The following is a 12,033-nucleotide window of genomic DNA, read 5'->3' on the forward strand; positions in this document are numbered from 1 at the left end:
TCGCTACGCGAGGAGGGAGTCGAGCAGCCGGAGGCGCTCGGCGGAACTCGTTCCCGGCTCGGCGCCGTGGAAGATCAGCCGCTGGCCGGGGTCGTCCGGCAGCCGCAGGGTTTCCTCGTTGAGCGTCAGGTGACCGACGACCGGGTGGTTGTACTCGCGGACCGAGTGCAGGCACTCGCTGACCGGGTGGGCGGCCCAGATCCGGGTGAACTCGGTGCTCTTGATGCTCAGCTCGCCGATCAGCTCCGCCAGCAGGCGATCGTCGGGCTGGTCGCTCGAAGCCATGCGGAGGTAGGACGCGGCCTTGCGCGCCTCGGACTCCCAGTGCACGAGCAGGTCGCGCATCGCGGGATCGAGGAACATCATCTTCGCCATGTTGGGCCGCTGGTCGGGCGCGAGGCCCAGCAGCGCGAACCCGAGCCGGTTGCCACCGAGCAGGTCCATCCGCCGGCCGACGATGATCGTCGCCTGCTCGGACGTGCTCTCCGCCAGTGCCAGCACCGACTCGCGGACCCGTTCCGGGCCCGTTCTGCGGCGCACGATCTGCGTCGGCCTGGCCAGTCGCGCGAGGTGCACCCGCTCGTCAGGATCGAGTTGGAGCGCGTTGGCGATCGACTCGAGCACCGAGTGGGACATCTGGTGACTCTCGCCCTGCTCGATGCGGGTGTAGTAGTTCACGCTGACGCCGGCCAGCAGCGCGACCTCCTCGCGACGGAGCCCCGGTACCCGACGCGGTGACCCGTACGTGGCCACTCCGCTCTCCTGCGGGGTGAGTGCCGCGCGGCGCGTCCGCAGGAAGTCTCCGAGCTCCTGCGACGTGTTCCTGTGCTCGCCCATGATCCCACTCTCGCCGATCGCCGGACCCCGTGCCTTCCCCTGCCATGGGTACCCACGACAGGGGAAGGCGCGGTCGTGCTCACCGATGTCAACGTGGCGGTACCCGAAACCAATCCGACCAGGAGTTGACGGTGACCGAGAAGAAGACCATTGCCGTGGTGGGCGCGACCGGCGCGCAGGGCGGCGGCCTGGTGCGAGCGATTCTCAACGACCCGCAGGGCCCTTTCACAGTCCGGGCACTGACCAGGAATCCCCACTCCGACAAGGCGCGCGAACTCGCCGCCAAGGGCGCCGAGGTGAGGTGGGCCGACCTGGACGACGAGTCCAGCGTGCGCGAGGCGTTCGACGGTGCGCACGGGGCCTTCGTCGTCACGGACTACTGGGCCCAGCAGGCGAAGGCCGACAAGCGGACGCGTGCCGAGATGGAGCTCGCTCAGGCCGCGTCTGCCGCACGCGCCGCGCAGAAGGCGGGGTTGCGGCACGTGGTGTGGTCGACCCTTGAGGACACCCGGCCTCACTTCGACCGGCTCGGCGTCGACGTTCCCACCGTCGAAGGGGGATTCAAGGTTCCGCACTTCGACGCGAAGGGCGAGGCGAACGCGACGTTCACCGAGCTCGGCGTGCCGACCACCTTCCTGCAGACGACCTTCTACTACGAGGCCTTCGTCGTCGCCGGGCAGGGCCCGCAGCGCGACGAGAACGGCAACCTCGTGCTGACGCTTCCGATGGCGGACAAGAAGATGGCGCTCATCGCGTCCGAGGACATCGGCAAGACCGCGCTGGGCATCCTGCGTCGCGGCGACGAGCTCATCGGCGAGACGGTGAGCATCGCGGGCGCCCACGCGACGGGCGACGAACTCGCCGAGAAGTTCACCGACGTGCTGGGGGAGAAGGTCGTCTACCGGCCGCACACCTTCGACCAGGTGCGTGCGGCAGGCTTCCCGTTCGCGGTGGAGATCGCCAACATGTTCCAGTTCTACGCGGACGCGTCCGACCACTTCGCGGGCGTGCGGGACCTGGCACGGGCGCGACAGCTCAACCCCGAGCTCCAGTCGCTCGACTCGTGGCTGCACGAGCACCGCGGCGAAATCCCAGTCGGCTGAGCATGAACAACGGTCTGAGTGGAAGAGCGGCACTGGTCACGGGAGGCTCTCGCGGGATCGGCGCGGCCGTCGCACGCAGGCTCGCGGATGCGGGTGCGGACGTGGCGATCAGCTACGCGAACGCGGCGGCCGAGGCGGACGCCGTCGTCGACCAGCTGATCGCCACCGGGGTGCGCGCCGCCGCGTTCCAGACGGACCAGGGGCGGGACTCCGCGCCCAGGCGTCTGGTCGACGACGTCGTGACCCGGTTCGGGCGACTCGACATCCTGGTCAACAACGCGGCCGTCTTCCACACCGGTCCGCTGGGCGACCCGGACCGCGACGACGCCGCGATGGCCCGGCAGTTCGCCGTGAACGTCACCTCCGTGGCCGCCACGACCCGTGCGGCGGCCCCGCACCTCGGTGCCGGTGGCCGGATCATCCTGGTCAGCTCGACCGCGGCGAGCCGCACGAGCTTCCCGGTCGGCGACTACGCGGCCGGCAAGGCGGCGCTGGAGGCTTACGGCCGGGTGTGGGCGCACGAGTTCGGGCCGAGGGGCGTCACGGTGAACATCGTCCAACTGGGAGCGATCGACACCGACGTGCTGGACCAGGACGCCGCGGCCGCCGTGGTGGCCGCGGTGCCGATGCGGCGGGTCGGGAAGCCGGAGGACGTCGCCGAAGCCGTCGCCTTCCTCGCCGGTCCGGGTGCGGGGTACGTGACCGGGGCGACGCTGCGGATCGACGGCGGTCTGCTCGCCTAGTGCGGTGACCAACTGAGACGGGAGGCTCCGGGCTTCCAGCAGGCCGAACGAACCTCGTCCGCAGCGGCACTGAGATGTGGAGCCGGGAGGGCTTACCTTGGTGCGGCGGATGTCGCGGAAGGTGGGTGACCGTGCTGACGACGACGGTGCGGCGGCGGGCGGTGGACGAGCAGATCCGGCGTCTGGAGTCCCGGCTGGTCCGGGAGCACGACGGTGTGCCGCCGAGCCTGGTGCACGAGTGGATCGAGCACGCGCATGCGCGGTTGGGCGGTGCGCGGGTGCAGGACTTCGTGCCGTTGCTCGTGGAACGCGCGGTGCGGGCTTCCGCGCGGGACTTTCCGGTTGGTTTGCCGGGAATGTCGGGTACTTACCCGTCGAGTTGGGCGCGGAACACCGCTCGGCGGCTGCTCGCCGGGAACCTGCCCCGCCGGTGGGCGCACACCTGCGGGGTGGCGCGCCGAGCGGAGCAGGTGGCCCGCGTGTTGGTGCCGGAGGAACAGGACCTGCTGGTGGCCGCGGCGTGGTTGCACGACATCGGGTACGCGGCCGAACTCGTCGACACGGGACTGCACTCGCTGGACGGTGCGCGGTACCTGCTCCGAGCCGGTGTCTCCCGGCGGGTGTGCGGCTTGGTGGCACACCACTCCGGTGCCGCGGCCGTCGCGGAGGTGGTCGGATTGTCCGAAGGGCTGACGGAGTTCGACGACGACCGCGGCCGCCTCCGTGACGCGCTGTGGTACTGCGACATGACCACCAGTCCCGACGGGCACCCGACGACGGTGGACGACCGGCTGGCCGAGATCCGCCGCCGACGAGGCCCCGACGACCCCGTCGTCCGCGCTTTGGCGATCAACGTCGAAGAGCGGCTGGCGGCGGTCCGGCGCACGCACCGGTTGCTGCGCCGGACAACGGTGTGACGGCGGGGCAGGTGCCGGGTGCGAGCACCCGGCACCCCTGAGCCACACCACGGCGTCGGCGATCTCGCCGGCCTTCGCGATGCGCCCGAGAGGGTGGGCGGCGATGATCGACTTGAAGGGTTCGGTGTCCGGGTCCTGGCCCGCGATCATCGGGGTTTCCACCAGACCTGGCGCCACGCGGCCTGTACACCGTCGAACCAGGATCACCGTCCGAGAACGCGTTGCGCGCGCTAGCCGGCTGAAGACTGGTGCGGCAATTGGAGGTTGCGCGAGCGGATCAAGGTTCGTGATGCTGTGGCTCGTGTCCGAGCCAGATGATCTTTCCGCGGTCGAGCGGCAGCTGCGGGAAGCCTTTTCCCGCGGCGACTTGGTCGACCTGCGTGCCGGTCCGGACGACGGTCCGCACCACGTGGAGACGTGGGACTCCGAGCGTCGGGTGCGCGGCGAGGTGATCGCGGCACTCCTGTCCGCTCCGGTCACCCCTGCACCGGGCTCGGTGCCCCAGCTGCGGCTGGCCGGCGCCCACGTCACCGGCCGATTGGATCTGAGCCACGCGCGGATCGAGCATCCGATCCTGTTCGAGCACTGCGTGTTCGACACGAGGATCGTGCTGACCGAGGCGTCCACGCGCAGCTTCCGGCTGCAGGGCTGCGTCTTCCCGTACCTCGACGCCACCCGGTTCGAACTGCGCGGTGAGCTGGAGGCGACCGGGTGCGACTTCGGCGGGTTGTCGTTGTACGGCTCGCACGTCTCCGAGATCGAGCTCAGCGGGTCGCGCATCCGCAGCCTGGACGGCGTGGCGTGGAACGGTGACCTCCTCACCGTGGACGGCGCCGTGTACTGCCACGACATGCATGTCGAGGGCACGGTGCGGCTCCCCGGCGCGCGCATCGGCGGCTACTTCGAGCTGGACGGGACGCGCATCGTCGGCCGGGACGGCTCGGCGATCAAGGCGTGGGGACTCGTGGTGGGCCAGGGCTTGTTCTGCCGCACCGGGTACCCGGCGGAACGGGCTCCCTTCACCGTCGACGGCGAGATCGACCTGAGCAACGCGCAGATCAACGGCCCGCTGCGACTCGACGACGCGATGCTGTCCAATCCGGACGGAGTCACCCTGACCGCCGACCAGATCACCGTCACCGGTGGACTGTTCGGCACGAACCTCACCTCCCGCGGTGAGATCCGACTGCGTTCCGCTCAGATCAACGGTCCACTGCTCCTCGCCGGCGCCACACTCCACAACCCGCGCGGCACCGCGCTCAACGCCGAGCGCGTGCTCGTGAAGAGCGGGTTGTTCTGCCACAACGGATTCACCTGCACCGGACAGCTCCGGTTGACCGGCGCCGACATCGACGGTCAGGTCGACCTGGGCGCGGCTCCTCTCGCCGAAGACCCGGACCGGTCACCACGCGCGCCGGCCGCCAGCTCCATCAGAGGCGTCGTCGACCTGCGCCACGCGCGAGTGGAAACGTTGCGCGACACCGTCGACGCGTGGCCGGACGAACTCCGGCTCAACGGTCTGCGGTACGACCGGCTCAGCCCCGACCTGCCTGCCGGGCAACGCCTGGCGTGGCTGGCCCGCGACACGACGGGCTACCAGCCGCAACCCTACGAGCAACTGGCCGGTTACTACCGCCGGATCGGACATGACGAGGACGCGCGCCGGGTCCTGCTGGCTCGCCAGCGCAGGCGCCGCAAGCAGCTCAACTTTCCAGGCAGGACATGGGGGTTCATCCAGGACACCGTCGTCGGATACGGCTACCGGCCCTGGCTGGCCGGCCTGTGGGTGCTGGCCTTGCTGATCATCGGCACGACCTACTTCGCGGCGAACCGCCCGACCGCTCTGCGTGCCGGTCCCGCGCCCGACTTCGCCCCGTTCGCGTACGCGCTCGACCTGATCCTGCCCATCGTCAGTCTCGGCCAGGACAACGCCTGGAACCCGCACGGAACCGGACAGGTCGTCGCCTACGTGCTGATCGTCGCGGGCTGGCTGCTCATCACCGCGGTGCTCGCCGGCATCACCCGAGTCCTGAGCCGCACCTGACGGCGACCATCAGCGGCCCGGAAAGATTCCTCAGACCCTGACGGTGCGGGCCATCGCCGCGAAGCCCCGGTCGCCGGGATGCAGGTGGTCGCCGGAGTCGAACTCGGGCTTGAGCCGCTGCGGGTCCGCCGGGTCGCGGACGGTGGCGTCGAAGTCGGCCACGTCGTCGAACAACGGGCTGGTGTCTGCTGGATGTCGTTGATGCCCTCGAACACGATCAGCGTGCGCACACCGGACTGGTTCAGCACGTCGCGGTCGAGCCGGGCGCCCGCGCTGCCTCCGTCGAGCAGCAGGCGGTTGCCGCTCAGACCCGCGTTGAGCACGCCGGTGCGATGGTTGATCCGGTCGGCGAGCTGGTCGGGCCAACGGAGGTTGGCGCCCCACGTGGAGTTCGCGCCGTCGGTGATCGAGTCGCCGAGCGCGATGCGTTCGACAGCCGCACGCGCACCTCGCGCCCACCGGCGCTGGTTGTGCACGATGTTGCGGATCGAGAAGTTCGGACAGCCGTTGTCCGTGCCGGGAACCCCGATCGCGGGCGGTGCCGCCGATCTTCCGGTTCTGTCCCGCACCAGCCGACGAGGTAGGGTCCGTCCGGTGGGTGAGATCGTTCGCATCGGGGTGTTCTACGACGGCACGTGGTTCGCCTACCTCAGTGACTTCTACGCCACCGCTCACCCGAGGGCGGCCCGGATCTCGCTCGACGGTCTCCACGACGCAGTGCGCTGGTACGTCCACACCGAGACCGGTCGTCCACTCGAGGACTGCGTGGTGCAGGAGGCGCATTACGTGCGCGGCCGCATCGAGACCCCGGCCACGTCCTTCGACGCGGTGCTGGCCGCCGCGGGCGTCACCCGGCACGACCTGCCTCTCCACGGTGGCAAGGAGAAGGGCGTCGACGTCCACTTCGCGCTCGAGGCGTGGGAACGCGCCACGACGGTGCCGCTGCACTGGGTCGTGCTGCTCACGGGAGACTCGGACTTCGCTCCGCTCGCGGCCCGGCTCACCGGGCGCGGCGTGCACGTGATCGTGCCGGTCGTCGACGTGCGGACGTCCGAGGGTTCGCCGCCGCCCGCCTGGACACCGCGCACTGCGGCCCCGCTGCGCGCCGCGACGACGTTCACGCCTGGTTTCGACGCGCTGTTCGCACCCGCCGACCGGCCCGGCTACCCGCTGCGGCACCCCTTCGTGCGGTCCTCCGAGGCGGTCGCTTCTCCGGTGGGCTCGCCTCGTGGCCGCAGGCGAGGCACCGCGACCGGCTGGAAGGCCGGGCAGCCGCACGGGTTCATCACCGACACCCGTGGTGGTTCGTGGTTCGTGTCCCGCGACGATCTGCCCGACGGTCAGACCTGGTTGCCGATGGGGACGCCGGTGTCGTTCACCGGATCGCCCGCGCCGGCACCGGGCAGGAAGTACCCGCGGGCGTACTCGGTCCGCCCTGAATGACCGGCCGCGACCTCAGGACTACGGCTTGTCCGCGACCTTGATCTTGCCCTCGATGATCTGGAGCCGGTAGCCCTCGAGGATGCCCTGCAGCTTCGCGTCGATCTTGCCACCTGACGTGGCATAGCCGACACCGTTCACCTTCAGGTCGAAGACCTTCGGCAGCGACGCGAGGTCGTTCCGCGCGGCGGCCTTGAAGAAGTCGTACACCGCGACGTCGACGCGCTTGAGGCTCGACGCGACGATGACGTCCCTGGTGTTCGCGAGCGCAGGCTGGTTGTACTGGTCGGCGTCACACCCGATCGCCAGCGCACCCGCCTGCTTCACCGCGGAGAAGACGCCGATGCCGGACGCGCCCGCGGCGGGGTAGAGGACGTCCGCGCCCTTGTCGAGCAGACCGTTCGCGGCCTCCTGGCCCTTCGCGGGGTCCTGGAAGCCAGTGAAGTCACCGGCCGGGGTGAGGTACTTCTTCTCGACCTCGATCTTCGGGGCGGCGGTCTTCGCACCCTGGAAGTAGCCGGCCTCGAACTTCTGGATCAGCGGGATGTCGACGCCGCCGACGAAGCCCACATGGCACTTCTTGCTCTGGTACGCGGCGACGACGCCGGCCAGGAACGCCCCCTCCTGCTCGGCGAAGACCAGCGGCGTGACGTTGGCCGCGCCCTCGACGGCCGAGTCCACCAGGCCGAACTCGACGTTCGGGAACAGCGGCGCGACGACCTTCAGGGCCTCGGTGTACGCGAAGCCGACCCCGACGATCGGGTTGAAGCCCTCGGACGCGAGCTGGCGCAGCCGGGTCTGCTTGGCCGACTCGTCCTCGTTCGGGGCGGCGGAGAGCTCGCGGGTGTTCTCCTTCTTGACCCCCATGTCCTTGATCGCCTGGTCGAACCCGGCGGCGGCGAGGTCGTTGAACGACGCGTCGCCACGGCCACCGATGTCGTAGGCCAGACCGATCTTGAGCGCACTGCCGTCGACCTTCTCGCCGTTGGCGGCGGCGCTGGTGCTCGAGGTGGCGGGCGCACTGGGTGCCGACGAGAACTCGCACGCGGCACCAGCGGCGTTGGTCGACCCGGTGCCACCGCCGGAGTCCTTCGCGCAGGCGCTCACCACCATGAGGCCGGTCAACGCGATCGCGGCGACAGCGGTACCACGTGTACGACGGCGCACGGCTCGTCTACCTCCCCGTTCGTCGAGCAGACGCGGCCTCTGAAGGTCGCATCAGGGCTGGACCGTACCGCCTCGCCGCGGTCGGTCGGACGAGCGCTCACCTGCTGGGAACGGCCTGAGCGCCAAGTAACGTTTCGATAACGTAAGGCACTTGGGTGTGTTGTCCTTAGTCGTTTCTCCGTAGTCCCGATCGTGCAACCAGTGAGAGATGAGGCGCCCTCGGCCCGCCGTTCTTCGGTCGTAGTTCTCGGTTGCCTGATCTTCACGCTCCTGACGACAGGCGTCTCGGCTGGACAACCCGCATCCGGCGAAGTTCAGCAACCGTCGTCCACCTCCGTGTCCACACCGCCGCCAGGTAGCGGCGGCAAGGACGACGAGGTGGTCGAGACTCAGTGGGGCCCGCTCGGGCCCGCGGACAGGGACCTGCTCTTCAAGGTGAAGCAGGCGGGTCTCTGGGAGATGCCCGCGGCGGACAAGGTCGGGCAGAAGTCGACGAACCCCAAGTTCACGGAGGCGGCGAAGACCATCAGGAGCGGCCACGTGCTGCTCGATCGCGTGGTCAACCGCGCGGGACTCCTGCTCGGAGTCGACCTGCCCCAGGAACCGAACTCCGACCAGCAGGGGTGGCTCGGCGAGATGGACGCCGCCGCCGCGGGCGACGAGTTCGAGGCCGTGTTCGCCAACCGGCTGCGCGCGGCGCACGGGAAGGTCTACGGAGTCGTCGCGGGGATGAGGGCGGGCACCAGGAACGAACTGATCCGCATCCTGGCCAACCAGGCGATGATCACGGTCCTGGAGCACATCACCGCACTGGAAGCCACCGGTCGCGTCGACTTCAACAGCCTTCCTTCTCCCGCGGTCGCCGCCCCGACGTCGGACCAGGCCGCCGCGGACGGCGGGGTGACTCCCACCGTTCCGCCGGGCAGCCGGTTCAACCGCGCTGGGCAGGAGTCAGGTTCGTCGGGTGGCAACGGTGTGCTGATCGCCGCTCTCGCCGTGCTGATCGGCTCGCTGGTCGGCATGCGGTTCCTCAAGCGCACGAAGAAGAAGGCGTCACGCAGACACGCCCAGGTCTGAAAGCGTCGCAGTCTCCACGGTGGACGGTCTAGCCGACCGAGTCCTGCGGCCGTTCGGCGGTGTGCTCCACGACCACCTGGTCGATGGTCTCATCGGTCAGCGCCCACGGTCGGCCGTTCACCACGAGCACGGCGGTCAGCCTGAGCGTCAGGCGTGGTCCTCGGTGTGCGTCGTGGGTCGGTGCGCAGACCGATGTGTCGGGCCGCCGGTAGACGCCGTGCGGCTGCAAGGCGAATCCCAGCGGTACCCGCTGGATCTGCTCGACCACCTCGCGCGGCATGCGTCTGGTCACCACCAACGCGTTCGCCGTCGCGATCCTCACGGGACTGCCGCCGAGCCGTGCCCACAGTTCGCCCTGGCGGTAGGGGAGCGGGGTGCCCGCGCCGAGATCGAGCTTCCTCGCTTCCTGCAAGGTGATTCCCCGCCTTCGCGTGTCGATCAGCTGATGTGCGACCTGCGTGCCGAGCCAGGTGCTGAGTGTCGTGATGAGACTGTTGCTCGTCTGCACGAGTGCGGCCAGGCGGCGCATCCGAGCTTCGACGTCGACGGTGTTCGGCAGCATGGCGGCATCGAACACCTGTTCGACACAAGCCGTCAACTCGGATGGGCGGGCCACGACCACAACGACCAATACGGCCTATGCGACCGCATGCTTAACCACCCCGGAGTCCGGCCATAGCCTGAATCTGGACATGGCGTGCGCACAGGGACAACGGCTCGGCTGAGGAGCAGCGCAATGGGATCCGCCACCACGGATGACACCACGTTCCTGAGGCGCTTCGTCGAGCTCGCTCCGGTCCTCCTGGCCGCCACCGAGCCCGAGCGGCTGCCCGACCGGCCAGGCGCCGCAGAGGTAGACGAGATGCTCACCGCCGTCGGCGCGCTCACCGCCGCCGTCGACCACGTCCTCACCCACCTCGGCAACACCGTCCAGGGCGAACGGCGTTACGCCAAGGCTTGCCGCTCGATCGTCCTCGCCCGCGAGTGCGCCCGCTGGATGTGCGGTGACATCACCACCGCGGCCGCCGCGCTGCACGACAACCGTGCCGACCCCGGCCGCGGACAGGACCACTGAGCGCCGGGGCCGGCCGGAGACGGGCTACTCGTTGCGGTAGGCCTTCATGTCGCGCAGCAACAGATAGGTGTCCTGGAGCTGACCGGAGTCGCCCAGGGAGCGGTAGATGCCCCACTTCGGGTGCGCCTGGCTGCCGCCGAGCCAGGTGTCGAAGCCGGATCGGGACGCGTTGACCACGGTGGTGCCGTTGTCCTTGAGCGAGTAGCGCAGGCTGCCGCTGTCGGCGACCTTCATCTCGATCTCCACGTCGATCCACTTGTTGCGCAGCGGCGCGAGGTCCGTGACGCCGAGCTTCGCCTGTCCCGCACCGAAGAGACGCATCTCGACGGTTTCCCTGCTGCCCGCGCGGTACAACGACATCGTCACCACCGGCGAGGCCACGCCGGTGTGCTTGACCTGGAAGATGTGCGTGAAGCTGGTCGTCGCCTTCAGCGTCGGCGGGACGAACATCTGGTAGTTGTAGCGCCAGGTCTCGCCCTTCTTCATGTCGACGCGGCTGCCGTTCTTGGCCATGCCGCGCACCTCCTGGCGCTGGCGGTCCGAACCGTCCCGATCAGACTTGTGCATCACGAACCGGTACTGCGCCGACTCGGCGAAGATGTGCTTGACACCCGAATGCGAGCCGGAGCGGTCGTCCTCGACACCCGCGAACGCCTTCAGGCCGTCCACGCCGGGATCAGGGTTCCAGCGCAACGCGAACGCGGCCGACGCGATCCCCGGCATCAACGGGGTCGCCGCAGCGGCGAGCACTCCGGCCCGCAACGCGATGCGGCGGTTGAACATGTTCTGCACAACACCCTCCTCGAAACTCGTGCGGCGGTTTCGAGGCGGCGGTGCATCCACAGTCACCAATGTGACCTGACGTGTCAAGCACGCTGGCCGTGCGCGCCGGCCTCGCGAGGCGACGCGCACGGCCGCTCAGGTCAGAGCCCGCGCCAGAACTGCTTGTGCCCGAACACGCAGTCGGACTGGGTGAGCCACACGCCCTTGTCCACGTTCCAGCCCGGAATCTCGACGCACTTGCCGCTGTTCACGTTGACCAGCCACTTGGCGCCCGTCGAGTTGCCGCCCGGATCGAACGCGCGCCACTGCTGGCTCGCCACGTTCGCGTCGCACCTCCACTGCTCCAGGAGCTCACCGGCCCACGTGGCGTGGTAGCGGATCTGGACGCACAGACCGCTGCGCTTGTTCTGGAGCAGGAAGCGGTCGGTGCCGGGGAGGTAGTGCTTGGTGAACATCTGCTGCTCTTTGCCGTTGCAGTCCCACTGCTGGACCATGACGCCGTTGGCGGGCGTCAGGTTGGCGAACGTGTCCATGCACCGGGTGCTGTAGATGTTCTGGATCTGGTTCCACGCGCCGTCCGCCTGCGCGGTGGCGGGCGCCATGGCCAGCAGTCCGATGCCGGCCAGGAAGACCGCGATTCTTCGCAGCATGTTGTCGGTTCCCTCTCTCCACGGCCGTGTCGATCACGGCTGCGGACACCGTCGCCTGTCCACCGAGGTCCGTTGAATACGCAGTACTGCGTAGGGCCTTCTGAGCATGGGCATGCCTAACCTGATCGGCTGGTCAAGATCAGTCCGCGCAGGGGTACCGCGGTGTATCTCGGCAAGTAGCGTCCTCTCGCGGGAGG

12 protein-coding genes and 1 pseudogene are annotated in these 12,033 nt (G+C 69.2%); 7 read left to right on the forward strand and 6 right to left on the reverse strand.

What is annotated here, in order from left to right; genetic code table 11:
* Positions 1–3: 3 nt before the first annotated feature.
* Complete coding sequence (locus tag FKR81_RS03795; protein ID WP_146349484.1) at positions 4–837, reverse strand: helix-turn-helix domain-containing protein; 834 nt, start codon at positions 835–837, stop codon at positions 4–6.
* 131 nt (positions 838–968) lie between these two features.
* Here FKR81_RS03795 and FKR81_RS03800 point away from each other — a divergent pair, with 131 nt between their 5' ends.
* The 4 genes from FKR81_RS03800 (at position 969) to FKR81_RS03815 (ending at position 5,644) form a co-directional block, all read left to right on the forward strand.
* A complete protein-coding gene (locus FKR81_RS03800; protein ID WP_146349485.1) occupies positions 969–1,940 on the forward strand; it encodes an NmrA/HSCARG family protein in 972 nt (323 codons plus the stop codon).
* A gap of 2 nt (positions 1,941–1,942) precedes the next feature.
* Positions 1,943–2,683, forward strand: a complete 741-nt coding sequence (locus FKR81_RS03805) for an SDR family NAD(P)-dependent oxidoreductase (protein WP_146349486.1) — start codon at positions 1,943–1,945, stop codon at positions 2,681–2,683.
* 131 nt (positions 2,684–2,814) lie between these two features.
* Positions 2,815–3,600, forward strand: a complete 786-nt coding sequence (locus FKR81_RS03810) for a three-helix bundle dimerization domain-containing protein (protein WP_235921267.1) — start codon at positions 2,815–2,817, stop codon at positions 3,598–3,600.
* A gap of 301 nt (positions 3,601–3,901) precedes the next feature.
* Positions 3,902–5,644, forward strand: a complete 1,743-nt coding sequence (locus FKR81_RS03815; RefSeq protein WP_146349488.1) for a hypothetical protein — start codon at positions 3,902–3,904, stop codon at positions 5,642–5,644.
* 30 nt (positions 5,645–5,674) lie between these two features.
* Here the strand turns inward: FKR81_RS03815 and FKR81_RS03820 are convergent.
* Positions 5,675–6,096: pseudogene (locus FKR81_RS03820) on the reverse strand (SGNH/GDSL hydrolase family protein); the annotation flags it as partial.
* A 142-nt stretch (positions 6,097–6,238) separates the two neighbouring features.
* Here FKR81_RS03820 and FKR81_RS03825 point away from each other — a divergent pair.
* Positions 6,239–7,087: an NYN domain-containing protein gene (locus FKR81_RS03825; protein ID WP_146349489.1), complete on the forward strand. Its 849-nt coding sequence runs from the start codon at positions 6,239–6,241 to the stop codon at positions 7,085–7,087.
* Between the two features lie 18 nt (positions 7,088–7,105).
* Here FKR81_RS03825 and FKR81_RS03830 read toward each other — a convergent pair whose 3' ends face one another.
* The gene (locus FKR81_RS03830) at positions 7,106–8,197 is read right to left on the reverse strand and encodes a BMP family lipoprotein (protein WP_146349584.1); all 1,092 of its coding nucleotides are present in this window, start codon (positions 8,195–8,197) and stop codon (positions 7,106–7,108) included.
* A gap of 432 nt (positions 8,198–8,629) precedes the next feature.
* Between FKR81_RS03830 and FKR81_RS03835 the strand changes: the two genes are divergently transcribed.
* On the forward strand, positions 8,630–9,328 hold the full coding sequence (locus FKR81_RS03835) for a DUF4142 domain-containing protein (RefSeq protein ID WP_186762745.1): 699 nt from the start codon (positions 8,630–8,632) through the stop codon (positions 9,326–9,328).
* Positions 9,329–9,356: 28 nt separating this feature from the next.
* Here the strand turns inward: FKR81_RS03835 and FKR81_RS03840 are convergent, their stop codons facing one another.
* Positions 9,357–9,890 (reverse strand): hypothetical protein, encoded by a 534-nt coding sequence (locus FKR81_RS03840; protein WP_146349491.1) that lies wholly within the window; start codon positions 9,888–9,890, stop codon positions 9,357–9,359.
* 174 nt (positions 9,891–10,064) lie between these two features.
* Between FKR81_RS03840 and FKR81_RS03845 the strand changes: the two genes are divergently transcribed.
* The gene (locus tag FKR81_RS03845) at positions 10,065–10,403 is read left to right on the forward strand and encodes a hypothetical protein (RefSeq protein WP_146349492.1); all 339 of its coding nucleotides are present in this window, start codon (positions 10,065–10,067) and stop codon (positions 10,401–10,403) included.
* A 24-nt stretch (positions 10,404–10,427) separates the two neighbouring features.
* On the opposite strand, the gene FKR81_RS03850 is transcribed toward FKR81_RS03845, so the two are convergent.
* Entirely contained in the window at positions 10,428–11,186 is a 759-nt protein-coding gene (locus FKR81_RS03850) for a heparin lyase I family protein (RefSeq protein WP_328593121.1), read from the reverse strand.
* Between the two features lie 140 nt (positions 11,187–11,326).
* The gene (locus tag FKR81_RS03855; protein WP_146349494.1) at positions 11,327–11,836 is read right to left on the reverse strand and encodes an RICIN domain-containing protein; all 510 of its coding nucleotides are present in this window, start codon (positions 11,834–11,836) and stop codon (positions 11,327–11,329) included.
* Positions 11,837–12,033 lie beyond the last annotated feature (197 nt).

Origin of the sequence: Lentzea tibetensis (genome assembly GCF_007845675.1) — a bacterium.
GTDB lineage: Bacteria > Actinomycetota > Actinomycetes > Mycobacteriales > Pseudonocardiaceae > Lentzea > Lentzea tibetensis.

Coding starts and splice junctions, on each gene's coding strand:
- FKR81_RS03795 (WP_146349484.1), bottom strand. CDS start 837: ATGGGCGAGCACAGGAACACGTCGCAGGAGCTCGGAGACTTCCTGCGG.
- FKR81_RS03805 (WP_146349486.1), top strand. CDS start 1,943: ATGAACAACGGTCTGAGTGGAAGAGCGGCACTGGTCACGGGAGGCTCT.
- FKR81_RS03830 (WP_146349584.1), bottom strand. CDS start 8,197: ATGGTGGTGAGCGCCTGCGCGAAGGACTCCGGCGGTGGCACCGGGTCG.
- FKR81_RS03840 (WP_146349491.1), bottom strand. CDS start 9,890: ATGCTGCCGAACACCGTCGACGTCGAAGCTCGGATGCGCCGCCTGGCC.
- FKR81_RS03845 (WP_146349492.1), top strand. CDS start 10,065: ATGGGATCCGCCACCACGGATGACACCACGTTCCTGAGGCGCTTCGTC.
- FKR81_RS03850 (WP_328593121.1), bottom strand. CDS start 11,186: ATGTTCAACCGCCGCATCGCGTTGCGGGCCGGAGTGCTCGCCGCTGCG.
- FKR81_RS03855 (WP_146349494.1), bottom strand. CDS start 11,836: ATGCTGCGAAGAATCGCGGTCTTCCTGGCCGGCATCGGACTGCTGGCC.